Origin of the sequence: Bacillus sp. 166amftsu (assembly GCF_900107445.1) — a bacterium.
Classification (GTDB): Bacteria; Bacillota; Bacilli; order Bacillales; family Bacillaceae_G; genus Bacillus_A; species Bacillus_A arachidis.
This window is the reverse complement of record NZ_FNQA01000001.1, coordinates 1132030-1156343: the sequence shown is the minus strand read 5'-3', so window position 1 is coordinate 1156343 and position 24314 is coordinate 1132030. Positions and strand designations below refer to the sequence as shown.

The 24314-nt window shown below is 35.4% G+C and carries 28 protein-coding genes; 18 read left to right on the top strand and 10 right to left on the bottom strand.

Annotated elements, in window-relative coordinates:
- The first annotated feature begins 17 nt into the window (after positions 1 to 17).
- From BLV40_RS06350 to BLV40_RS06325, 7 genes are all read left to right on the top strand, one after another.
- Positions 18 to 1502 carry an aldehyde dehydrogenase family protein gene (locus tag BLV40_RS06350; protein ID WP_026593830.1) on the top strand — a complete coding sequence of 495 codons (1485 nt, stop codon included), beginning with the start codon at positions 18 to 20 and terminating at the stop codon, positions 1500 to 1502.
- Between the two features lie 76 nt (positions 1503 to 1578).
- Positions 1579 to 1734 (top strand): hypothetical protein, encoded by a 156-nt coding sequence (locus BLV40_RS28425; protein ID WP_155924362.1) that lies wholly within the window; start codon positions 1579 to 1581, stop codon positions 1732 to 1734.
- A gap of 363 nt (positions 1735 to 2097) precedes the next feature.
- Entirely contained in the window at positions 2098 to 3279 is a 1182-nt protein-coding gene (locus tag BLV40_RS06345; RefSeq protein WP_026593829.1) for a galactokinase, read from the top strand.
- A gap of 162 nt (positions 3280 to 3441) precedes the next feature.
- On the top strand, positions 3442 to 4926 hold the full coding sequence (gene galT / locus BLV40_RS06340) for a UDP-glucose--hexose-1-phosphate uridylyltransferase (RefSeq protein ID WP_170833607.1): 1485 nt from the start codon (positions 3442 to 3444) through the stop codon (positions 4924 to 4926).
- A 17-nt stretch (positions 4927 to 4943) separates the two neighbouring features.
- Entirely contained in the window at positions 4944 to 5990 is a 1047-nt protein-coding gene (locus BLV40_RS06335) for an aldose epimerase family protein (RefSeq protein ID WP_090688128.1), read from the top strand.
- Positions 5991 to 6014: 24 nt separating this feature from the next.
- Positions 6015 to 7004 (top strand): LacI family DNA-binding transcriptional regulator, encoded by a 990-nt coding sequence (locus tag BLV40_RS06330; protein ID WP_090688125.1) that lies wholly within the window; start codon positions 6015 to 6017, stop codon positions 7002 to 7004.
- A gap of 149 nt (positions 7005 to 7153) precedes the next feature.
- Positions 7154 to 7561 (top strand): DUF5412 domain-containing protein, encoded by a 408-nt coding sequence (locus BLV40_RS06325; RefSeq protein WP_090688326.1) that lies wholly within the window; start codon positions 7154 to 7156, stop codon positions 7559 to 7561.
- A 315-nt stretch (positions 7562 to 7876) separates the two neighbouring features.
- Here BLV40_RS06325 and BLV40_RS06315 read toward each other — a convergent pair whose 3' ends face one another.
- Genes BLV40_RS06315 through ytzI form a run of 3 tightly spaced genes read right to left on the bottom strand, consistent with a single transcriptional unit; the run spans position 7877 to position 8518 of the window.
- Positions 7877 to 8107, bottom strand: a complete 231-nt coding sequence (locus tag BLV40_RS06315; RefSeq protein ID WP_090688123.1) for a DUF3953 domain-containing protein — start codon at positions 8105 to 8107, stop codon at positions 7877 to 7879.
- Between the two features lie 29 nt (positions 8108 to 8136).
- The gene (locus tag BLV40_RS06310; protein WP_090688121.1) at positions 8137 to 8367 is read right to left on the bottom strand and encodes a DUF3953 domain-containing protein; all 231 of its coding nucleotides are present in this window, start codon (positions 8365 to 8367) and stop codon (positions 8137 to 8139) included.
- Position 8368: 1 nt separating this feature from the next.
- Positions 8369 to 8518 (bottom strand): YtzI protein, encoded by a 150-nt coding sequence (gene ytzI / locus BLV40_RS06305; RefSeq protein WP_026593822.1) that lies wholly within the window; start codon positions 8516 to 8518, stop codon positions 8369 to 8371.
- A 108-nt stretch (positions 8519 to 8626) separates the two neighbouring features.
- On the opposite strand from ytzI, the gene BLV40_RS06300 reads away from it, so the two are divergent.
- Together BLV40_RS06300 and mutTA are read left to right on the top strand one after the other, a co-directional pair.
- Positions 8627 to 8944, top strand: coding sequence for a hypothetical protein (locus BLV40_RS06300; RefSeq protein WP_026593821.1), 318 nt, complete (start codon positions 8627 to 8629; stop codon positions 8942 to 8944).
- Positions 8945 to 9029: 85 nt separating this feature from the next.
- Positions 9030 to 9509 (top strand): antimutator 8-oxo-(dGTP/GTP)ase, encoded by a 480-nt coding sequence (gene mutTA, locus BLV40_RS06295; protein WP_026593820.1) that lies wholly within the window; start codon positions 9030 to 9032, stop codon positions 9507 to 9509.
- 17 nt (positions 9510 to 9526) lie between these two features.
- Here the strand turns inward: mutTA and BLV40_RS06290 are convergent, their stop codons facing one another.
- Positions 9527 to 10177 carry an HAD family hydrolase gene (locus BLV40_RS06290; RefSeq protein ID WP_026593819.1) on the bottom strand — a complete coding sequence of 217 codons (651 nt, stop codon included), beginning with the start codon at positions 10175 to 10177 and terminating at the stop codon, positions 9527 to 9529.
- Between the two features lie 209 nt (positions 10178 to 10386).
- On the opposite strand from BLV40_RS06290, the gene BLV40_RS06285 reads away from it, so the two are divergent.
- Positions 10387 to 11472 (top strand): hypothetical protein, encoded by a 1086-nt coding sequence (locus BLV40_RS06285; protein WP_090688118.1) that lies wholly within the window; start codon positions 10387 to 10389, stop codon positions 11470 to 11472.
- A 34-nt stretch (positions 11473 to 11506) separates the two neighbouring features.
- On the opposite strand, the gene BLV40_RS06280 is transcribed toward BLV40_RS06285, so the two are convergent.
- From BLV40_RS06280 to BLV40_RS06270, 3 genes are read right to left on the bottom strand one after another with little or no spacing between them, the layout of a single operon-like run.
- On the bottom strand, positions 11507 to 12313 hold the full coding sequence (locus BLV40_RS06280; protein WP_026593817.1) for an ABC transporter permease: 807 nt from the start codon (positions 12311 to 12313) through the stop codon (positions 11507 to 11509).
- Entirely contained in the window at positions 12306 to 13070 is a 765-nt protein-coding gene (locus BLV40_RS06275) for an ABC transporter ATP-binding protein (protein ID WP_090688116.1), read from the bottom strand. The genes BLV40_RS06280 and BLV40_RS06275 overlap by 8 nt, the downstream gene beginning before the upstream one ends.
- Positions 13071 to 13081: 11 nt before the next feature.
- On the bottom strand, positions 13082 to 14086 hold the full coding sequence (locus tag BLV40_RS06270; RefSeq protein ID WP_090688113.1) for an ABC transporter substrate-binding protein: 1005 nt from the start codon (positions 14084 to 14086) through the stop codon (positions 13082 to 13084).
- 120 nt (positions 14087 to 14206) lie between these two features.
- On the opposite strand from BLV40_RS06270, the gene BLV40_RS06265 reads away from it, so the two are divergent.
- From BLV40_RS06265 to BLV40_RS06245, 5 genes are all read left to right on the top strand, one after another.
- On the top strand, positions 14207 to 14503 hold the full coding sequence (locus tag BLV40_RS06265) for a DUF3986 family protein (RefSeq protein WP_026593814.1): 297 nt from the start codon (positions 14207 to 14209) through the stop codon (positions 14501 to 14503).
- 1 nt (position 14504) lies between these two features.
- Positions 14505 to 14720 (top strand): hypothetical protein, encoded by a 216-nt coding sequence (locus BLV40_RS06260; protein WP_090688112.1) that lies wholly within the window; start codon positions 14505 to 14507, stop codon positions 14718 to 14720.
- Between the two features lie 472 nt (positions 14721 to 15192).
- The gene (locus tag BLV40_RS06255; RefSeq protein WP_090688109.1) at positions 15193 to 17001 is read left to right on the top strand and encodes an acyltransferase family protein; all 1809 of its coding nucleotides are present in this window, start codon (positions 15193 to 15195) and stop codon (positions 16999 to 17001) included.
- Positions 17002 to 17375: 374 nt separating this feature from the next.
- On the top strand, positions 17376 to 18575 hold the full coding sequence (locus BLV40_RS06250; RefSeq protein ID WP_090688107.1) for an ATP-binding protein: 1200 nt from the start codon (positions 17376 to 17378) through the stop codon (positions 18573 to 18575).
- A 164-nt stretch (positions 18576 to 18739) separates the two neighbouring features.
- Positions 18740 to 19960, top strand: coding sequence for an ATP-binding protein (locus BLV40_RS06245; RefSeq protein ID WP_090688104.1), 1221 nt, complete (start codon positions 18740 to 18742; stop codon positions 19958 to 19960).
- Between the two features lie 370 nt (positions 19961 to 20330).
- On the opposite strand, the gene BLV40_RS06240 is transcribed toward BLV40_RS06245, so the two are convergent.
- Together BLV40_RS06240 and BLV40_RS06235 are read right to left on the bottom strand one after the other, a co-directional pair.
- The gene (locus BLV40_RS06240; protein WP_026593809.1) at positions 20331 to 20663 is read right to left on the bottom strand and encodes an outer membrane protein assembly factor BamD; all 333 of its coding nucleotides are present in this window, start codon (positions 20661 to 20663) and stop codon (positions 20331 to 20333) included.
- Positions 20664 to 21581 (bottom strand): Nif3-like dinuclear metal center hexameric protein, encoded by a 918-nt coding sequence (locus BLV40_RS06235; protein ID WP_090688102.1) that lies wholly within the window; start codon positions 21579 to 21581, stop codon positions 20664 to 20666.
- Between the two features lie 126 nt (positions 21582 to 21707).
- Here BLV40_RS06235 and BLV40_RS06230 point away from each other — a divergent pair, with 126 nt between their 5' ends.
- On the top strand, positions 21708 to 22031 hold the full coding sequence (locus BLV40_RS06230; RefSeq protein ID WP_026593807.1) for an iron-sulfur cluster biosynthesis family protein: 324 nt from the start codon (positions 21708 to 21710) through the stop codon (positions 22029 to 22031).
- A 112-nt stretch (positions 22032 to 22143) separates the two neighbouring features.
- Entirely contained in the window at positions 22144 to 23049 is a 906-nt protein-coding gene (locus tag BLV40_RS06225; RefSeq protein WP_090688101.1) for a DMT family transporter, read from the top strand.
- A gap of 28 nt (positions 23050 to 23077) precedes the next feature.
- Here the strand turns inward: BLV40_RS06225 and BLV40_RS06220 are convergent, their stop codons facing one another.
- Entirely contained in the window at positions 23078 to 23299 is a 222-nt protein-coding gene (locus BLV40_RS06220; RefSeq protein WP_026593805.1) for a hypothetical protein, read from the bottom strand.
- Positions 23300 to 23745: 446 nt separating this feature from the next.
- Here BLV40_RS06220 and BLV40_RS06215 point away from each other — a divergent pair, with 446 nt between their 5' ends.
- On the top strand, positions 23746 to 24117 hold the full coding sequence (locus tag BLV40_RS06215; RefSeq protein WP_026593803.1) for an ATP synthase subunit I: 372 nt from the start codon (positions 23746 to 23748) through the stop codon (positions 24115 to 24117).
- The last annotated feature ends 197 nt before the right edge of the window (positions 24118 to 24314 follow it).

Genomic DNA, 24314 nt, shown 5'->3' with positions numbered 1-24314 from the left:
AGGGAGAGAGAGAGAGTATGCTAACGACAAGCCAAGATTTAAAACCAAAAGTTCAAGCGTTCCTGGAAGGGAAAAAGGAATTATTTATCGATGGGAAATTCGTTCCAGCAGTAAGTGGAAAAACATTTAACGTTTGGAATCCAGCAACAGAGGAAGTACTTGCTGTCGTATGTGAGGCAGGAGAAGAAGATGTGGATCTTGCAGTGAAAGCTGCTCGTAAAGCATTTGAAGAAGGAACTTGGTCAAAAATAAGTGCAGCAGAACGAGCACACTTGATTTACAAGCTTGCAGATTTAATCGATGAGAATAAAGAAGAACTGGCGCAACTTGAGGCACTAGACAATGGAAAACCATATAAACAGGCGCTTGAAGATGATATTGCAGGAACAGTTGATCATTTCCGTTATTATGCGGGATGGGCAACAAAGATTCTTGGGCAAACAATCCCAATTTCACCGGAATATTTAAACTATACACGCCATGAACCAATTGGCGTTGTCGGACAAATTATTCCGTGGAACTTTCCATTATTAATGGCTGCTTGGAAGTTAGGGGCAGCACTTGCAACAGGTTGTACAATTGTTTTGAAACCAGCAGAGCAAACGCCGCTCTCTCTTCTATATACAGCGCAGTTATTTAAAGAAGCTGGATTCCCAGATGGTGTAGTCAATTTTGTTCCTGGTTTTGGCGGAGGTGCTGGTGAAGCGATTGTGAATCATCCGGATATCAATAAAGTTGCTTTCACAGGATCAACTGTTATTGGAAAAGGGATTATGCGTAAAGCAGCGGAAACGATAAAGCACGTCACATTAGAACTTGGCGGGAAATCACCAAATATTATTTTAGAAGATGCTGATCTTTCAAAAGCAATCCCTGGGGCATTTAACGGCATTATGTATAACCATGGCCAAAATTGTAGCGCAGGCTCACGCGTATTTGTTCATCGAAAGCATTATGAAAAAGTCGTTAGTGAATTAGGAACAATGGCGAATGAAGTGAAAGTAGGACATGGATTAGATCCTGAAACAGAAATGGGACCTCTCGTATCGAAGAAGCAACAAGAACGTGTACTTAGCTACATTAAGAGCGGAATAGAAGAAGGCGCAAAACTTATAGCGGGCGGCGTGAAGGAATTTGAAAAAGGATATTTCGTGGCGCCTACTGTATTTGCAGATGTAACGGATAATATGAAAATTGCGCAAGAAGAAATCTTTGGCCCAGTTGTTTCTATCTTACCTTTTGATGAGATAGAAGAAGTCATTGAACGAGCAAATAATACACCGTACGGTTTAGCGGCTGGTGTATGGACAGAAAATGTAAAAACAGCGCATAAAGTTGCGAATCAATTAAAAGCAGGTACAGTGTGGATCAATAGTTATAATTTAGAAAATGCCGCATCGCCATTTGGAGGATATAAACAATCTGGTATCGGCCGTGAAATGGGTTCGTATGCGCTTGATAATTATACGGAAGTGAAGAGCATTTGGGTGAATTTGGAGTAGCTCGAGAGAAGGATATGGATACCATATCCTTTTTTTCTACAAAAATATATGTCTATTTTTTGTTTAAAAAGGGAGGATGAATGATGAGAGGGGAATAAATCCAAAACTAGATGTGCATCCAGCTGATACAACAGGTTCGTATGCGTTAGCATTTATTTCTGGTGGAATTATTGCTGGATGCGGGGCGCTTTGTTATTGGTTTATTGTCCAGAAGCCGATTGAGGTAAACTAAGTAAAAAAACGGTATGCGTTAGAGAAGAATCAAAAAGCTTCCTGTATAAAAACAGGGAGCTTTTTATAGTCTCAAGAACATCTTAGGGGAGTTAATCAATAAAAATTCAGAGGATTTTCTGCGCGATTAAACCAATTATGAGAGATTGAATTATTATATGTAATCCATTTTAAACTGCAAAGTAAAATTATGTGGTATTTTTTTACTAAAATATGTACAAAAATGATGCGATTTTTTACTAAAAAATTTTGACTTTTTTGAATTTTTTTAGTAAAAAGATAATAAGTCTTTATTTTTTGTAGAATGAATTCGGAGTTAGAATGGAAAAGCTTTTTAGTTCGTATTACATAAGGGGGCCTTTAGATGATACATAACCAGTTAATGGAGAACTTTAAGAAAATATTTCATCAAGAGGAGTATCGTACTTTCTTTGCGCCTGGTCGGATTAATTTGATTGGAGAGCATACTGATTATAACGGAGGAAATGTGTTTCCATGTGCCATTACTTTCGGCACGTATGCGTTAGCAAGCAAGCGAGATGATGCGTTAATATGTGCCTATTCATTGAACTTCCCCGAAAAGGGTGTTATTTCATTTTCTTTACAGGATTTAGATTATAAGCAAGAACATGAGTGGGCGAATTATCCAAAAGGTATGATTCGTTATCTCATAGAAGCTGGATATAGCATTGATTCAGGAATTAACATTATGTTTTATGGAAATATTCCAAACGGTGCGGGATTGTCATCATCTGCCTCTATTGAGCTTGTAACAGGGGTAACGATGGAAGGATTATTTCAATTCGAATTAGATCGTATAGAATTGATTAAAATTGGTAAAAAAGTAGAGAATTATTTTATCGGTGTAAATAGTGGCATTATGGATCAATTTGCTATTGGGATGGGAAAAGCAAGATATGGGATGTTATTAAATTGCCAAACAATGAATTTTACGTATGCGCCACTGCAGCTGGATAACTACAATATCATTATTATGAATACAAACAAGCGGCGAGAGCTTGCTACTTCTAAATATAATGAGAGAAGAACGGAATGTGAACAGGCCCTTGCAAATTTACAAGAGATAATTGATATAAGCTCCCTAGGAGAACTAACTGAAAAAATGTTTGAACAATATAAGCATGTAATTAAGGAAGAGAGCTTAAGAAAACGGGCTAAACATGTTGTGTATGAAAATTGCCGAACATTGCGATCTGTAAAAGAATTAAAAGAAAATAATATAAAAGAATTTGGAAGGCTGATGAATGAATCCCATTGTTCTTTACGTGATGATTATGAAGTGACAGGGCAAGAACTAGATACATTGGTTGAATCAGCCTGGAAACAAGAAGGGGTTATAGGAGCACGTATGACAGGTGCGGGGTTTGGTGGTTGTGCAATTGCGATCGTTGGGAAAGAATATACGGATCAATTTATTTGCAACGTTGGACAAAAGTATAAAGAAGTCATCGGTTACGAAGCGACATTTTATGTTGCTGATATTGGGGACGGGGCACGAGAGCTGCAGAGAGAGGCAATGCAATGAATGGCAGGTTATATCGGTGTTCGTGCTTGTATAGCAATTCGTAGGGCAAAGTTTAATGTAGTAGTTACAGCTAATGTGTAACTATTTTATTTTTCTTTATAGTTTAGGATGGGAATGAAAATAGTCCGAATGGATATAACGATTCAGCGGAGGGAAAGTATCATGAATGTTTATCAAGTCATTGAGCAACTTATAAAACGGGCATGTTCACTTCGGTTTATCGAAAGAGAAGATGGAATTTATATAAGAAATCAAATTCTTCACCTTCTTCATTTAGAGCGTTTTGAAAAGCAAGAAAGTAAAGCGGAAGAAAAAGAAATAACGGATTTACTAGAAGATTTAGTTCAGTATGCGAGTGAACAAGGAATTATTGATGATTCTTCTTATAAAAGAGACATATTAGCGAGTCAAATTATGAACTGCTTTATGGCAAAACCATCAACTATTAATCAATGTTTCTATCAACATTACGAGTGCCATCCAGAACATGCGACGGATTATTTTTATGAATTAAGCCGAATAAGTAACTATATTCAAACGAAGCATGTTCAGAAAAATATTAGTTATAAAGCCAATACAGAGTATGGAGAACTGGACATTACGATTAATGTATCTAAACCGGAAAAAGATCCAAAAGAAATTGTAAACGAAAATCTAATACAGAATACGGATTATCCGAAATGCTTACTTTGCATTGAAAATGAAGGATATGTGGGTAGACTTGGCCATCCGGCACGTTCTAACCATAGAATGATTCGAATGGAATTATTAGGAGAGCGCTGGTACTTACAATATTCTCCTTATGTATACTATAACGAACATTGCATTGTGCTAGCAGAAATACATCGGAATATGGAAATAAATCGTCAAGCTTTTGAAAGATTACTTTCTTTTGTGAAACGGTTCCCTCATTATTTTATTGGCTCCAATGCGGATTTACCTATTGTAGGCGGATCCATTTTATCACATGATCATTATCAAGGTGGTAAATACGAATTTGCAATGGCAAAAGCAGAAGATGATTATGTATTTCAATTAGATAGATTTCCAAAGGTTCAATGTTCAGTAGTGAAATGGCCTATGTCTGTTATTCGCTTAAAAGGTAAAGATTCTAATTTATTAGTAAACGTGGCAGATTCCATTTTGGATAAATGGAAGCAATATAGCGATCCATCCGTTCATATTTATGCAAGTACAGACGGTGTGCCGCATAATACGATTACACCTATTGCTCGCAAGCGAAATGAACAGTATGAGTTAGATCTTGTACTACGAAATAATCGTACAAGTAAGGAGTATCCTTTTGGTATCTTTCATCCGCATCAAGATGTACAACACATTAAGAAGGAAAACGTAGGTTTAATTGAAGTGATGGGATTGGCTGTACTTCCAGCAAGGTTGAAATTAGAGTTACAAGAGGTAGAACGATATGTATTGTATAAAGACAATTGTGTAGCAGAATATCACAAACGATGGGCAGAGCAATTGAGAGAGCGGTACAAAGTAGAAGCGAATGAAGAGAATATTCATCACATTGTTCAAAAAGAGCTAGCAGCTAAATTTTTAAGGGCATTAGAAGATGCTGGAGTTTTCAAACGAAACGATGGAGGAATAGCTGCATTTAAACGTTTTATACAAAGTTTATAGGAGCGGGCGATAGGGATATGACAGTCTTTCAAAATATACTTGGTAAAGTAAATGGAAAAGATGTGTACGCTTATACATTAAAAAATGCCCAGGGTATAGAGGTTACGTGTTTAAATTACGGTTGTGTGATTACGAAAATTATTACGCCTGATAGGAAAGGAAAGTATGAAAATATCGTTTTAGGGTTTGAAGAATTGGAAAACTACGAGAGATATTCTCCATACTTTGGAGCAGTTGTAGGAAGAGTAGCTGGTAGAATCAAAGGGGCTCAATTTGAGTTGGATGGCAACACCTATACGCTAGTAAAGAACGAGCAAGACAATCACCTTCATGGTGGTTTGAAAGGATTTAGTTATATCGTTTGGGATGCTAAAATAATAGAAAATGAGAAGGAAATCGGAATTGAATTTACTTATACTAGCCCTAACGGAGAAGAAGGATATCCAGGAACTGTACATGTAAAAGTGATCTATACATTAAATAATGCGAATGAATTTTTGATTCGTTATGAAGCACAATCGGATAAAACGACGATATTAAACGTAACGAATCATACGTATTTTAACCTAAGTGGAAATTTAAAGCGGGATGTCTTACAGCATACTTTAAAAATTGACAGTGATCAATTTCTAGAATTAAACGAGCAATTATTACCAACGGGTGAAATATTGGATGTAATAGATACGCCCTTCGATTTCCGAGCAGGAAGGCAAATAAAAGAGGGAGTATATTCTCGCTATTATCAAAATGAATTAGTAGGGAAGGGATATGATCATCCTTTTCTGTTGAATAGCAACTACGATCAGGAAATTATATTATGGGATGAAGAAAGTGGCCGCAAATTAGTCGTGGAAACAGATGAGGTTGGCGTAGTTTTGTATACAGGAAACCAATTACCAAGTGAGTTTGAAATATGTGGGGTACAATCCAAAAAGTATTTAGGAATTTGTCTAGAAACGCAAGGATTGCCTGATGCCATTCATCATCCGAATTTTCCTTCGTACATTTTAAATAAAAATCAATTATTCTCTTCCTCGACGAAATATACGTTTCGGATTGAATAATTGAGAAGAGTAGGTGGATTAGGTATGGCAACGATTAAAGATATAGCAGAGAAGGCAGGCGTATCCATAGCTACTGTTTCTCGGGTGTTAAATAATGATGTATTACTTTCTGTCAGTGATGAAACGAAGAAGAGGATATTTGAGGCAGCAGAGGAGCTTTCTTATAAGAAGCGTACAAATCGTAAAAAAGAATTACCGAAAATTGCTTTGATCCATTGGTATACAGAGGAAGAAGAGCTTAACGATTTATATTATATGTCCATTCGTTTAGGAATAGAAAAAAGATGTGAACAGCAAGGGGTGAAAATTGTAAAACTTTTTCATAGCCAAATGGAAGAGTTGATGAAGGAAAATATTCAAGGCATGATTGCAATAGGGAAATTTAGTGAACGAGAAATAGGTTTATTTGAAATGATAACAAAAAATATTGTATTTGTAGATTATTCTCCAAATGAAGAGATTTTTGATTCGGTTGTGGTAGATTTTGAGAAGGCAACAATGAAGGTGATTGATTATTTAATAGAAAAGGAACATCAAAAGATTGGATACATAGGAGGACGGGAAACATTTAAAGATCAGACTTCCGAAATTGAAGATTCAAGGGAACGTGCCTTTATAACATATATGAAGGAAAAAGAATTATTTTATGAGAACTATATATACACGGGTCAGTTTTCAGTAAACGATGGTTATTTATTAATGAATCAGGCGATAGAAGAGCAGCAGGATCAGTTACCGACGGCTTTTTTTGTTGGAAATGACGCGATGGCAATCGGATGTCTAAGAGCACTAAATGAACATGAAATTGCTGTTCCAGAAAGAGTAAATATAATTGGTGTAAATGATATTAGTATTTCCCAGTATCTTTCTCCAGCGCTCAGTACAGTGAAAGTATATACAGGACTTATGGGAGAAACGGCAGTGGATTTATTAATGGAACGATTGTTAGGACGGAATGTAGCTAAAAAGGTAATTTTGTCAACGAAATTAAACATTAGGGAAAGTAGTTTTTAGTAAATGAATAAATGAAAAAAGAAACTTCTGCTTATTGAAACAGGGGTTTCTCTTTATGAGGTTATCTTAAAGGTTAGTGTGTAGTGTAATATGGTTTTAAGAGGATTATATTCAATATTATAGGGGATGGTTGAGTGAGCGATACAAAAATGCAAATCAAAAAGACAAAGAGAAAAGTAGCATTGGTATTATTTGCTGCGCTAGTAATAATCATTGGCTTCGGATATTGGAAATTTTTTAGTTTGCAAGGCGTTCCGAAAGGGGAATGGATTCGAACTGTGCAATCCCCAGATGGAAAGCATGCTATAAAAACTTATTTTCATAATGCTGGGTCATTAAGTGCAGATGCTGTTAGAGGAGAGCTGGTTAATCTTAGTTCCGATTCCACCAAGAATATATATTGGAACTATCCAGATACAGATCCATACATTCAATGGATGGATAAAGATAGAGTTAGAATTGGAGATCAAACTTTAGATATTTCACGGGAAGAAACGTATGATTGGCGTGAGGATGATAAGCATATTAAAAAAGAGCCGAAACAGTTTATTCAGTAAATGATATGTAGTAAGAGAAGTAGAGTATGGATGGTTATTTTAACTCTATAAATTGCTTTATTTAGTGAAAAAATTTGGATACCATAACGAAGAACATAAGAGCGGAAATCCCAAAATACGGAATGCTCATTGATTTTCGCCCTGCTTTTATTTCATTTATGCCGATAAGGATAAATGAACAACTAAAACTAAGTTGTACGTAAGGGGTGATTGCGAGGCTATTGGTAAAAAAAGAATATATACAAAGAATAAGTGTAAGCAAGAGAAAAATACGTAATCCAGTTAGCATTAAAGTCCCTCCTTTGAAAGTTCGAATTAACAGAATAAATCGAATGTAGCTAGAAATAAAGTAAGTGTTTCGGCTAATAAATAGAATGTTCCACTTGCTTTCTTTTGTTCACGTAATTCGTCAATGCTCATAGTGAAAGACACTAAGCCTAAAGCAATGAACATATAAAGCAGAATACCTCTGTTATCTGTGATAAAACTATAGATAGATAAAGCTAATGCAATGAATGCAAAGGTAACCCGAACGGTCTTTAACATATGTTCATTCCTCCGTAAGAAAATAGTTGTTACATAATATACTTTACTGCGAGGACAGCCCACACGAAAACTCCTGCCACCATACAAATTAGGCTAGTACTTGGGTCTTTCTTTTGTATTTGTTCAATTGCGATTATAAACATTAAGGCTCCTACGAAAAATTGTGAGAGTGTAAGAAATGCATCATTCTGTGTAAAGAGGCTATATAAGGATACGATAATGACAATGAAAGTAGTGAGGAGGCGGGATATACGAAGCATATTATTGATCCTCCTGTTTATTTGTTAGATACGGATTAGCCTCTGGTTTGTCCACTGAATGTTTGTAAGAATAACCTTTATTGATTGTCAGCACAGAGAGAACCAATACGATAAGTACAATAATGACTCCAATAATTAATATTTTAATCAAATAGACCCCTCCTTTTCTCCATTTTATCACTAAACGAAACTTCGTTTTACATAATTTTGTAATTGTTGAAAACAATAGAAGTTAAAAAGGTGAAAGAAGGAGCGTTATATGGATAATAAGAAAACTTACTATATATCAGTAGGAAATGGACAGATTTCGCAGGTGAAAACGGCGGATACATATAGCTTTGAAATCCAGGCGAATGATGAGGAAATTATTGAGTTACGGGAATGCTTCGATCAGGCATATCGCGAAGATCTTGGCTCTTTTGTACGTTCACATGTTCCATATGTGGAATATCATCATGATTCAAATAATGACCGGTATGATGCTGAGCTGCAGAAAGCATATAAGATGATTTATGATTTAGGGAATCATGAAACGAAGGAATTAGTCGCACAAATGGGAATAATCAATGGATTATAGTTGGATAACATTATGCATATGAATACGAATTGTGCTACAATTTGTGGTAGGAAAATCTTGTAACCATCTATAGGGGAGTAATGGCATGTACAAATTTAAAGATTATTACCACAATACTGTACAATTATCGTTTGAACGTTACCCATTTTCTCCTGAGCCAAAGCATGTTTGGGTTGTATGCCGGTACGGGGATCAATGGTTATTAACGCATCATTTGCGCCGCGGTCTTGAATTTCCAGGCGGTAAGGTAGAACTCGGGGAAACACCAGAAGAAGCGGCAGTTCGAGAGGTTCATGAAGAAACTGGCGGGATTGTTTCTGATTTAACTTACTTAGGACAATACAAAGTATCTGGAAAAGACAAAATAATCATTAAAAACATTTATTTTGCAACAATTAGCGCAGTAGAAGAACATACGCACTATGAAGAGACAAAAGGGTCTGTTCTATTAAAAGAAATCCCTGATAACATTAAAAGTGATAGGAAATTTAGCTTTATTATGCGCGATGATGTATTAGCGCGTACGATGAAACATATAGAAGAACTCGGCTGTTTTACGAAGTAAAGGAGCCGAGTTCTTTTTTATACAAAAGATAGTATTTCAAGCAAATCTCGAACTGTACGAGAATGTTCAAAATCCTTCCAAAATGAATCCTTCTTCCAAACCGCAGTCATCCCAGCCTTCTCAGCTCCCATGACATCATTTTCAGGATGATCTCCAACATAGATACATTCTTCTGCCTGAACGTTTAATTGTTTGAGAGCACGCTCAAAAATAGCTGGATGAGGTTTCTTAATGCCTTCTGCTTCTGAAACAAGAATTGTATTTGTATACGTATGTAGCTGCAAGGCACGAAGGTTATTCATTTGGAATTCGGTAAAGCCATTCGTAATAATTCCAATTGCGATATTCTGATTTTGTAATTGTTGTAGCAATTCGTGCATATTTGGAAATGGAATACAGTGGTTTGTGAATTCTGTGACGTAGTCGTGTAAAAGTTGTTCAACTGTTAGAGTCGTAATGTTATATTCTTTGAGCAAGATGGCATAGACTTTATCTTTCCAAGTGTAGCCGTTATTATCAAGTTGGACAAAGCGAGTACAATACTCATTTTTTTCTATTTCAGTAAAGTGCGCTGCGTAACGACTATATTGGTCGCCAATAAAACTTTCCAAAGATTGACGTCGATCTAATAATGTCCCGTCTAAATCAAATAATACAGCACGTATCATAATACATTCCTCCTTCTTAAAGTAAAAAGCCCACTTAAAATAATTATCGCATATTTTCAAAAAAATGATTATCCCACTATTTGCAGGCGGTAATACTCCCAATTTAAAATGTAAATAGAAATGAGGAAATTAGGGGGAAGAAAAGGTTCACCTACTGATTAAATTTTCACTGTATAATATCTTTGTAGAATGGAATAATGGAGGGTTATATGGAGAGATATTATGGTAAGATATTCCTTTTTATCTTAGCAATTTGTTTTACGGTAAGTTGCAATAAATCGGTGAATGTTGCCGAAAAGAAAGAAATATGTAAAACAGAAGAAGAGTGTACGAAGCTTGGGGATGGTATGATTCAAAAAGTATATAAGAAGATGGAAAATCTGTCTCAGCTAGAAGTACCGGGGGAATTTGAAGAAGGTGCAGAAGTAATTAAGGAAGCGCAGCAAAAGAAGAATGATGATGAAAATTATTTCTTTTTAGCATCTTACTATATTGATAATGAAGATATTATAGACCCTTATTTTGAAAAACTAGATAAGAAACGTTTAAATAAAGTGTTTGCGGATGATAAAGAAGCAAAAGAAGAAGTCATCGCCCAGCATGAGGATATGGATTATCATGATACATTATGGGAAATGTATCGTACACTGATCCCTGCTAAATATAGAGAGAGTATAAAAGAATTTGATATTGTGACAGATGGATATGATGGAGTTGTTGCACATGTGGCTCCTAGTATGGAAAATCAGAAAGAGTGGGTGTTAAGTTTAGATACACTTGATTCCGGCATAAATATAGATGAAGTGATGAAAACGTTAATTCATGAAACAGCTCACGTATTAACATTAAATGATACGCAAATTCCAGTAGATAAAAAGTATATAAAAGCATTTGAAGAGGATAAAGATATTTCATCGTATAAAGACAAATGTGAAAATCTTTTCTTACAAGAAGGTTGTACGAAAGAGAATTCTTATATCAATAAGTTTTATGAATCGTTTTGGAAGCAAATTGAAAATGAATGGAAAGAAAAAGAAATTGAAACAAACTTAGAAGCACAAATCCAATTTTTTAAAGATAAACAGGATCAATTTGTTTCAGAATATAGCACAACAAATGTAGCAGAAGACATTGCTGATACATTTACTGCATTCATTTTACAAGATTCAAAGAAAGTGAAGGAAGGTACAGAGATGAAGTATAAAAAAATTGCTTTCTTCTATCAATTCCCTGAGCTTGTAAAAATGCGTACTGAAGTGTTATCTGGCCTATATGAAATTTCAAAGGAAGTATAAACGAAAGAAGCTGACCTCGGCATGTTGCCTTGAATCAGCTTCTTTTTCTTTTCCCTACAAGTAATTTTTCAAGTCCTTCCACAAATACATACATAAGAGTCGCGAGGATACATGTCAGTAACACACTCAGCAGTACAAGTGTAAAGTTAAACACTTGGAAGCCATAGCTAATTAAATAACCGAGACCTTGTTTGGAAACGAGAAGTTCACCGAAAATTACACCAACCCACGATAATCCAACGTTTACTTTTAAAGTTGAAATGATAGATGGAAAGGAAGACGGTAAAATAACTTGTTGATAGGTTTGCCATTTATTTGCGCCAAACGTATCCATTACTTTTATATAATTCGAATCAACTTCTTCAAATGCACTGTAAATAACAAGAATGGTGATGATGATGGAAATAATGACTCCCATTGCGATTGAAGAAGAAAGATTTGGGCCGAAAATAACGATAATAATTGGACCAAGTGCTACTTTTGGCATCGCATTTAACACGACAAGGTATGGGTCTAATACACGTGCTAGAAGTGGTATCCACCAAAGGAGTGTGGCGATAATTGTTCCGAGCACCGTGCCGAGAATAAAGCCGATACTTGTTTCTAAGAGTGTCGTCCATATGTGAATCCAAAGTGAGCCATCTCCCCATTTACTTAAAAATAACTCCCAAATACTTGAAGGAGAGCTGAACAGTAAGGGGTCAATCCATTCTTTCTTACTAGAAATTTCCCATAATGTAAGAAAGAGTACGAGCAGTAGTAATTGTAAAAAGGCAGCAGTCCAGGTACGCTGACGTTCTTTTTTTCGAAACTGTTCGTGTAATTGTTTAATATTATCCAAGACGTTCCAGCTCCTTCCATATGTCTTGAAAAAGGGCCGGAAAATCGGAATGGTACCTTGCCTCAAGTGGTGGTAGAGAGCGAATGCTTTCTGGTACGGTAAATGTTTTAGCAATTTTCCCAGGGTTTGCTTGAAGCAAGTAAATGCGATCACTCATTGCAATTGCTTCTTCAATATCATGTGTGACGAGAAGAGAAGTTTTCTTATACTTGTGTAATAAAGAAAATACGAGCTCCTCTAATTTTAATTTTGTTTGATAATCAAGAGCTGAAAAGGGCTCATCAAGCAAAAGGATTTTCGGATTTGTCGCAAGTGTACGAACGAGTGCGGCTCTTTGACGCATACCACCGGATAATTCCGAAGGATATTGCTTTTCAACGCCTTCGAGGCCAACTTGCTTTAAAAGTTGTAATGTATGCTCCTTTGTTTCCGTTCCGTATGTTTTTGTAATATGCAGCCCAAGCATTATATTTTCTTCAATCGTTTTCCAAGGGAATAAGTAATCTTGCTGAAGCATATATCCCATTGAATCTGTTGATTTTATTACTGGTTTATCATCAAAAGAGACAAAACCTTCGATTGGTTGAAGTAGTCCTGCAATAATAGAAAGGAGTGTTGTTTTGCCGCAGCCACTTGGGCCGAGAAAGGATATAAATTCTCCTTCTTCTACGTGTAAGCTAATATCTTCAAGGATAAGCCGAGCCTTTTCTTTTGAAAAAAAGCATTGGGAAACATGAGATATTTGTAAGAAACTCATCGTATTCGCCCCTACTTCTTAATAACGCTTTCGGCAATTTTTGTATTGACGAGCGCCTCATGTGGAACCTCTTTTTGTAATTCCCCAGCCTCTTTCATAATGACTTGAAGTTGCTTCCATTCTTCCGCATCTAATAATGGATTCGTTGCGTAGGAATGTTGCTTTTTGTAACGTTCAATGACCTTCAGCGTAATGTCTTGTGAAGTATCTTTGAAAAGAGGTGTAACAGTTTTTGCGATTTCTTCTGGGCTATGTGTATCTACCCATTGCTGTGCTTTATATAATGCACGTGTGAATTTCTCCGCAGCCACTTTATCTTTCTTTAAAAAGCTTTCCTTTGCCATAAATGTTGTGTAAGGAACAGTTCCGGATTCAGTACCGAAAGAAGCGACGATATAGCCCTTTCCTTCTTTTTCTAAAATACTTGCAGTTGGTTCAAAGAGCTGCACAAATTCACCTGTACCAGACGCGAAGGCATTTGCAATATTGGCAAACTCAACATTTTGAATTAAATTTGTATCTTTGTGCGGATCAATACCATTTTTCTTTAAAACGTATTCCCCAACCATTTGCGGCATACCGCCTTTACGTTGACCAAGGAACGTAACACCCTTTACATCGTTCCAATTAAAAGAGTCTAACTTTTTACGTGAAACTAAAAATGTACCATCAGTTTGCGTGAGCTGTGCAAAGTTAATAACTGGATCTTTTGCCCCTTGCTGGTGAACATAAATGGATGTTTCAGAGCCCACAAGTGCAATATCAATTCCGCCAGATAATAAGGCTGTCATTGTTTTATCGCCACCAGCTGTCGTTTGCAGGTCAATATCTAATCCTTCTTCTTTAAAAAATCCTTTTTCAATGCCAACATATAGCGGTGCATAGAAGAGAGAGTGTGTAACTTCACCAATACGAATCTTTTTTGTCTGCTGCTTCGCGTCATCCTTTTTATTACACGCTACAAACGTAAAAACAGTAAGTACAAATATACAAAAAACAGCTATGAATTTTTTCAAAATATGACACCTCCTAGAAATGAATCTACTGCCATAATATGTAGGTAAGTGCCTAGATGTGAGTGGACATAGAAGGAATTTTTTGGATGGTAAAGAAGTACAAATATAAGGGGTGATAAAATGAAGTATGAATATGATGATAGCATGCATTTACATCTTGATTATTTCGGAGAAGAGTACGATATGGAATCGATTGCTTATAAAAGAAAACATGAAGATGTGTGGGATGTCTTTTTCAACTTTTCATTTTATGGGATTTCGCCAAGCAAGATGCAAGAAAATGCGTATATGGATGAGTATGCAGGTTATCGCGTTTTTTCCGTACATGCCAATGATTTAAGCTGGGAATTTGGCAGTGCGAAGTTTGAAGAATGGCTTTTGGGGCACGGTATATTGGAAAAAGCTGTACAGAAATAGGATGGTTGATTTTTTTGTTTTGTTATTTATATTTGTAGCGGGTTTTATGATTTTGCAGGTTCTTGTTTATCGATTTGCAAAGAAAAATATTCATAAATATAAAAGAATAAAGCTCGTTTATATGTGGCTGGATATGCATGTGAAGAAGGGGCCTACATTAGATTTTGGTGATTATACACTTATATTGGTTATATGCATTCTATGGGGGATTTGGTAGAGTCTAGCGTGTCGGTTAATACAAAAAAGAGGTTATCCTAAAAGTAGTTTTTTAGGATAACCTCTTTTTTTATATCCACTTTGATTTTTCAGCTACAAGTTACGGCCTCTGAAACAAAAGCGAATTCCCCCTCGTTTTCTCCCTCTGTTTTTATGGCATGAGACAAGCCCGTTTCTATCTATGAGCAGACGCTCTCTTTCACCCTAAAAAGGATTTATGCAGGTTTTTTAATTTGTATATTTGAATTTTTATTTATTTATAAAAGAAAGTTTATGCATGAAACTATTTTATGTAGTTAGATAACATGTTAAAATTCTAATTACTGTGCATGCAATTATAAACAGTGAGAGTGTTTGTAATTTGGTTCTGTAATATTTTGACTAGGTTTATATGTTTTTAGAGGATTGATAGCGCTTTATATTACTGTTGTTATTGACGGAATATTTAGATAAATATAGGGAGGTGACTGTGAATGCCTAAACCATTACAGAAAAATAGTCGCTATATGGTTGGATTGGACAGTCTAAGAGGCCTAGCCATACTAGGTGTTATTTTATATCATATCAATTTTAATTGGATGCCTGGGGGGTTCCTAGGGGTTACTGTATTCTTTGTATTGTCGGGTTATTTAATTACGGATATTCTCGCTATAGAATGGAAGAGAAATAAGAGAATTGACTTGAAGAATTTCTGGTTGCGTAGGGCAAGAAGATTGCTTCCAGGAATGTTTGTCATGCTTGTAGTTGTTTTAGCATGGATTACAATTTTTCATAGCTCTTTGCTAGGAAAGATGCGAGGAGATTCACTAGCAGCTTTATTATACTTCAGTAACTGGTGGTATATTTATCACAAATTATCATACTTTGATAGTTTTAACCAACTGTCCCCGTTGAATCATTTTTGGTCGTTAGCAGTTGAAGAACAGTTCTATGTAGTCTGGCCATTTATTATTAGCCTGGCATTTCGTTACATAAAACAGAAATCACGTATCATTTTATTTATTGTTTTAGGGGCAGCTGCTTCTGCATTAGCGATGGCTATTCTGTATGAACCAGGAGTTGATCCAAGCAGAATTTATTACGGTACTGATACGAGGGCTTTCTCCTTATTAATTGGAGCGGCACTTGCTTTAATTTGGCCAAGCAGTAGACTTGCGAATAAAATTATTCCAAAGGCACGTCTTATTCTTGATGTAGTTGGAGGAATTGCTCTTATCGTCATCCTCGTTATGTTTTGGAAAACGAATCAATATGATCCGTTTTTATATCAAGGAGGAATGGTCCTTTTATCAATCGCTACAGCATTGCTAGTAGCGAACCTTGCTCATCCAGCTAGCCGAATCGCTCTATTTTTAAGGTTTAGACCATTACGCTGGATGGGTGTACGATCGTATGGGATATATCTTTGGCATTATCCGATTATCGCATTGACGACTCCGAAGGTACATGCTGGAGAGTTTTCACTTACAAGAGCAATTCTTCAATTTGTACTTATTATAGTTGTGGCACAAATTTCATGGAAGTTTATTGAAAATCCAATCAGACAAGGGGCGCTCCGGAACATTCGATCTAAGAACTGGAAAATAAGAAATTTAGCATTAAGTGGTAAGTTAGCTATAGTAGGTGCATTATTAATTTCTTCGATAGCTGTTTTTGGATTATCAACAGCTAGTAAAGCAAAGGAGAATTCTCAAAAAGATAAGGTAGAGTCGGTACAAGCGGAACCGGCGAAACACCCAGTTGCAGTTCAGGAAAAATCAGCTGAGGAGCCGCCTCAAAATAAAGAACAACAAGAAGCTAATACGCCGCCTAAAGATCCTCTATCAGTTACAGCTGTAGGTGATTCCATTATGATTGATATCGCTCCGTATTTGAAAAATGCATTTCCTAATATTGTAATTGATGCGAAGGTTGGTCGACAGTTGTCTAAAGCAATTCCTGCTGTCGAACAGCTAAAAAATCAGGGGAATTTAGGAAATCATGTTATCGTTGGATTAGGTACAAATGGAGCGTTTACTAAGGATCAATTAGTATCATTAGTACAATTGATTGGGAATGAACGTAAAATTGTATTAATCAATACGAGGGTACCACGTCCATGGGAATCATTAGTGAATGAGAAATTAAAAGAGGTAGCATCTGAGTATAAAAATGTGACGTTAGTCGATTGGTATACAGCAAGTGCTGGAAATAAGGCATATTTTGAACCAGATGGTGTACATTTAACGAAAGCAGGTGCAGAAGCATATGCTGCGCTTGTAGCAAAAGCGGTGAATCAATAATTTGATTTGCATCACATTTTGACATAACTTCAAAGTGTGATGCAATAGATTGATTGAAAACAAAAGAGAACTTGTAGAGATGCTACAAGTTCTCTTTTGACTTATATTTCATAACGGGGTAATCAGACAAAATAGCTCAAACACAAAGAACCGGGGAGTTCTCTTTACAGTTAACCTGACAAGTTCAGTATATAACACATAATAACGTTTTTAAGTACATATTATTGAAAATTATGTGAATTATCAAATTCGTGAATTAGGTTAAAATTTTCTGCATTATTCGATATTATTTTGGTCAAACACTACTATCATTTATTATAATAAATATTGATAATAATATAGTGAAAGTATATGGGATTTGGGGAAGTGTTAAAGTGAAAGAAAACTTTATCTCATTTCAAGAAGAAAAGAAAAATGCTCGACTCTTTTTATGGGTATTGAATATTGTATGGGGTATATATGAAACAGCTTATTCTGTTATGCTAGGAGATTCTGAACTACTAATAAGATTAAAGGTTCAAGTTCCAACGCTTTTGTATGGAGCTTGCTTAATAGCATACAGTATGTATCTAGTAAACAAGGAACAGTCATATCGTATTAAGTATATATATTTATTAGCTTATATACTTTCGGAGATTTTCAATTTGTACTGGTATGCAACTCACAATAAAGTAGCATTTGATGGTGGGAATATACTTGAATTTGTTTTTATTTTATTTGTGCCAATTTTTATGAGTAAACGGTACTTGAAGTGGTTATTTTTAGTCATTATGGGTAAATATAGTGCGCTTTTGATCCTGGGGAAAAAAACAGCATTTATGCAGTTGGTTATGTATAGTCTCTTATTATTTGTAGCATATCTCCTATTGAATCGATTTTTGCAGTACCTTTCTACTGTAAACAGTGTGATGATAGAAAAACGAGAGTCCGAAAAGCTCGCGGTTATTGGGAAAATGGCAGCGTCTGTTGGACATGAAATTAAAAATCCACTTTCCTCATTAAAAGGATTTACACAATTGCAGAAAGAGAAATATGCGGATGATAAGGTGTATGAACATATGATTGATGAGATTGAACACATAAATAATATGATAAGTGAACTGATGGCGATGGCAACTTGTAAGCCTTCTACATATAGTAGTCATTTAATAGAAGAAATTGTATCAAAAGCGATGAAAGAAATGAGTGCAGAAATAAACAAAAAACAGCTGTATCTCACTTATGATGTTGCACCTGATCAAATAAAAATAGAGTGTGATAATCGTAAATTAAAAGGAGTATTTCTATATATAATAAAGAATGCGATTGAAGCGATGGGACATGGGGGAACACTTTGGATAGATATAAAGAAGCGAAACAAGGATGATGTAATAGTAAGTATTGTAGATAATGGGTGTGGCATAGAGGAGGAAGATTTAAATCGTATAACAGAGGCCTTCTATACAACAAAAAAAGATGGCATAGGTTTAGGGCTTACTGTTGCTTGCAAAATTATTGAAGAACATAATGGGGAAATACATATTACGAGTAAAAGAAATGTAGGAACGAAAGTAGACATTATTTTACCTATATAAGAATAAGTTGGAAAATCGACATATAATCTTTCCAAGGAGAGAAAACGAGTACAGGCCATCTTCTGTTCTTTATAGCAGAGACTTATATGTTGAAAAATCAAAATAGATTTATATAGAAGGAAAGATTTGTGAAGTATGTGTATTGTGAATAGAGGAGTTACTACATGGACAGTATTGATAGATTAACAAGGGAACAGGTTCGAACGTTAAGGCTGTTTTTAAGTTTATTCATTGCTACTTTTTTTATTTATGATGTTGCATCTTATTATATTATGCCGAAGCTAGAAGGCGTAAATGAGGCCCCAATTGTAGAACAAGGTTTAGGGGTATGGTTGTATATTCTTACGACTATATTGGTGCTTGTAGGAATATATGTGATGAGGCGAAAGAATCCATATACTGTGAAATATATTATTTTCATAGGATATAATACATTAGATTTTATTCATAATTTTATCATTTACTATGGAACAGATTTAGATTTTGATGCAGGAAATATAGTGGAAGGATTTTTCTTTCTTTTTGCACCATTCTTTTTGAACAAGCGCTATTTTTGGTTAGTAGCAGGAGGAACAATAGTAAAGTATGCCTTAATGGGAGTGGTTGTACATTCTTTTATTGTTCTCGTTCCTATCGTCCTTTGTAGCTTGTTTTCGATTATAGGATGGGTTATTTTATTGAGATTCCAAGCTTATATACGCACAATTGAAATGACACATAAGGAATTGCAACAGTCGGAGAAGATGGCTGTAATTGGCAGGATGGCAACAGTTATCGGTTTTAAAATGCGTAATCCATTAATGCTTTTGAAAAGTTTTATTAGAGGGCAACACGAAAAGTATCCTGATGATAAAGTATATTGTGATATTATGGAGCAAGAAATTGAAAGAATCGATACAATTGCCACCGAACTTGTGGAGCTTGGGAATTCTAGGCCGATGGAATACAAGAATCATGATATAAAGGATATTCTTTCATACGTGGTAAGAATTATGGGACAGCCTGCTTCGGAACGAGGAATTAAAATACATACCATTTATAAAGGTGAATTGCCAAGTATAATATGTAATGAAAAACGTTTAAAACAGGTGTTTTTAAATGTAATAAAAAATGCGATTGAATCCATGCAAGATGGTGGAATAATTATCATTGAAGTTACATTAAAAGATGCAATGGTAATTCGAATCAAGGATGAGGGATGCGGCATACCGAAAGATAAAATTCCTAAACTGAGCGAAGCTTTTTATACAACGAAAGATGAAGGAACTGGTTTAGGATTAATGGTTACATATAAGATTATTGAAGAACATCAGGGCAAGTTACAGTTTGAGAGTGAAGTGGGAGTTGGAACTACGGTTGAGATTGTGCTTCCAATTTCGCAATAAAATAAAAAGAGAAAATCCGTTCAATAAACGAATTTTCTCTTTTTTGATGTCATAAGTTTTACATATTATTTGGGTTCTAGTAGCCCTTAACTTTTCAAGTTAGCGATTTGCATGAAGAAGGATTACTAACAGATTGCCTTAGGATTATATCATATAAAGATATGAAGGAATGATATGCAATATTTCATATTATAGCTTAGGCTAATATAGCCTATTGATAGGTAGATGTTTACATGAATACTCCCCCACTTAACTTCGTTTGAAGTAGGGGTACTCTTTCAGCAAAATCTGATAGAAAAAGGAAGTGATTATTTTTTTAGAAACCGCCAAGCATGAAGAAAAAAGGATTCTTAGTGGTACCTTTTTATAATTAATCTCGCAGACCGAATCCAATGATTTTCTTCGTTTTCATATCAACAAACGCATCTACATTTCCAAGTTTGTAAGAACGATCAGATGGAAACGAAACACGATAGACCTCTTTTCCAATATAAGAGGAATCTTTGACAGAAGATATTCCAGCTTGCAACGTTTCTGTCGTAACTGTAGCATGCTTCCAGCCAGTGCTTATTTCTTCTTTCGCATGCTCAGATAATTGATTCCATACCGTTTTCTTTAATTCGTCCTTAGGAGTACCTTTACATGAGCTTAATAGAAAACAAGCAAGAACGAGGAGTGCGAAAGAAAGTATTCGACCTCTCATTTAATACCACCATTTCTTCTGCGGGAGTAAAACAATATCCACATTAAAGTTTTCTATAAACCAATCACGCATCAAAGTTTTCTTTATTAAGTATTCAGAAGCTGAATGCGATACGCCGATAAGCGACATATTTGTTTCTTTCACATAATCCATAATTAATGAATATTTGTATTTGCCGTATTCATTATCGATATGACAATGAATTTCCCCTGTAATATACGCCTCGGCGCCTTTTTCTTCTGCTTCTTTGAGAAGATCTACTTTATCACCGCAACCAGCGATAATCGCAATTTTTGTGATAGATTCATGGTGTTTACCTTCAAAGTCTATGTACGGAACGTGGAAGAGTTCTTTTAGACGTTGTTCGAGGTTGCTTGTTGTTGTTTCATGTATTTCGCAAATGAGTCCACAGGGTATATCTTTTCCATCATAAGCAAATCCATCTACTATATTGGCCTCTAGAGCTTTAGCAATCGCAATGCTTGTTCCATATGTTTGATGATGATCCATTGGAACGTGGCATGTATAAATAGAGAGTTCTTTTTCTTTGATAGTTTGTAAATCGTGCATTGGAATAGGTACAAATCCTCGTCCAGATTTTCCGAGTGGATCACCACATTCCATCACAAGAGGGTGATGCATAAAAAGTAAATCACCTGGCTTGGATTGTGAGATGAATTTTTCAAGAACATCATCTGTTGGAAAGACAGCTAAAAAGATTGTGTTTACAGTTTCAGCACCTTTTATCATAAGACCGTTAAAGGTATTTACAAAGTCTGCTTCAAAAAATTGTCGCCAAGGAAATTCGATTGGATCGTATACAGCTGGAATAAATCGACTAAAGGCACTGTCTTTTCCGTATTTTTTGATTTGAAATAAAGAATCTAGTGCATGTTGTACTTCTTTTAAGGCTGGCATAATCTCTCCTCCTTTATCACATTCATTGTATAGTAGTTGTAATTTTCTGTATATAACAAGTGGATAGAATTCACAAAAAGAATGGTACAATATAAGAATTATGTATAGAAGTAGGAGGAAAGAGAAATGAACGTGACTGTAACAGATGCAGCATATAAAAAGATTATGGATACGATTCCAAGTGAAACAAAGTTTATAAAATTATTTTATGATAATGAAGGGTGCGGCTGCGTGATGAGCGGGATTATCGACTTAGTGGCTGTATCAGAAAAAGATGAACGTGATGTCGATATTGAATCAAATAAATTACAATTCATTGCAGATCGAACAAAGCTTGTGTTTATGGATGATAAGCTTATTGTTGATTTACATGAATCAGGCGGGCATTTTCAACTGAAAAGTCCGAGCCAATTTTATAATCCAACTATGAAACTGCATATTCGAGTATAATTTATTAAAAAGGGGCAAATTGCATGCTCCTTTTTCTTATGTAATTTTTCATGTAATGAAATGTACATGTAATTGAATTTTCTGTATAATTCTCTGTGCGGAGGGGATACATATGAGAAGATGGGGGATTGAATTATTACTTTTAAGTGTGGTTATGATTTGGGGTATCAATTATACAATTGGAAAATACGGACTTGTAGAACTTACAGCAATTGAGTTTACTGCGCTCCGGATGATTGCAGCAGCACCGCTATTAGTAGTACTTACATTTTATATTGAAAAGTCATTGTACATGGAATTAAGGGATATACCAAGGCTCATTGTAGTTAGTGTTGTGGGAATCGTGCTGTATCAAACATTATTTATGGAAACTATAAAGTATACATCCGCTACGAATGCTTCTTTACTTATTTCTATTTCACCTATTTTTACAACGGTGTTTGCAATTTTTCTTAGACAAGAGAAGTTTTCTTCGCGAAAATTAGTTGGCTCTATTATAGCTTGCATCGGTGCCTCCCTTGTTTTATTAGTAGGACATTCACTTGCTGGGTCTTTTTATGGAAATGGAATTGGACTCATTACATCGATATGCTGGGGGCTATATCCAGTTTTAGCTGGACCACTTATAAAAAAATATTCGGCACTTCGTGTGACTACATGGTCAGCAGTTGTTGGAGCAATTCCGCTTGTTATACTGAGCGGCCCACATGTTTTTTTGCTGCCATTCCAAATTGAACAAGGGATGTCATGGTTTGCACTACTATATTCTATTTTCTTTGTAACGGTATTTGGTTTAGTCATTTGGTATGTCGGGGTTCAAAAAATTGGTGCTTCACATACGATGGTATATATGTACATTACACCACTTGTTGCGGTTGTATTTGCGGCGGTATGGGCGAAAGAGCATATTTCGTTCCAACAGATGATTGGTGGTTGTATTATCTTTCTCGGCTTATGGTTGGTAAAGTCTGAAAAACTTGATGCACAGCATATCGCATCAGAATATATATCAAAATAGGAAAACAGATCAGTCATGATCTGCTTTCCTATTTTTTTATTTTTGGTAAAAACATAAGGAATAAAATTGAAATTATAAGTGGGATAAAGTTGAGAAAAGGTATGCGGAATAGTGCAATAAGAATAATTCCGGAGAGAAGAACACCGAGGACAGCATAGAAGATACTATGTTCTTTTGTGTACCAATATAATGAGAGTCCTATAAGTGCAGGGATAATGAGGTGAATGAGAGCCATTAAAAAATAAATCATTAGACGCCCCCTTTATTTGTGTACTCATTACATACATATAAATTGAAAAACTGACATAAAACCTTTCTTTATAGGTGGGAGAGAGGATTTGGTCGAGCGGAGAAGTGGTAAGAACTTTTTTTGCCGCATGCCATGTGAGAACAGAAGGAGAAAACGAGCGGAGATCTCTTTTTGTTTCCAAGGCCTTGGTTTATATGTTGGAAAATGAAAGTGGATATATCTACATCATATCCATATTTTTGTAGATTGATATCACTTTTTTGTAAATCTATGAGAAATGTTTGAAAAAAAGTCACAAGTTGCGCCTGCTTCCAAACTAAAAATCTTGTATAATATTATTTCCAAAAAATATTTTAACAACATAAGTGTAGTGTTTATGTTGTTTATTTTCGAATGTAACAGATAAAGTCTGATGATATGTAAATAAGATGATAAAGGAGAACTGCATGATTAGTATGTCATTAAGGTCATTTAAAATCCAAATGTATTATTTGCTAGGTGCAATGCTATTAGGTTGGGCGATGACACCTTTTTCTGCACACTTTTTAGGTGTAGGGATTGGTTTACTCGTTAGTATGTATTGCGTTTGGATTTTAGGAAGACGTATTGAAAAGCTTGGAGATAGTATTGTAAAAAAGAGTAAAGCACCGACACTTGGTATGGTTAATCGTTTTGCAGCAGCGATACTCGGCGCAATTATTATGTATGAAATTGAACATCATATGGTTATGTGGGCATTTGCTGTTGGGATTATGGGTGGTTATTTCTTGATCGTTATTAATTTAGGCTATTACAGCATGAAAGATGCGAAGAAATAGGTAAATACAGAACCTTTTCTTTTTTAGGTAAGAGAGAGGATTCGATGGTGAATAGAAGTGGTCAGAGAATTTTTTTACCCTATGTCATGTGAAAACAAATGGAGAAAATGAGTCGAGAATCTGTATTTGTTTGCCAAGCAACGATTTATATGTTAGAAAATCAAGATATATAGAAAGAAGCTTACGTTTTAGCGTAA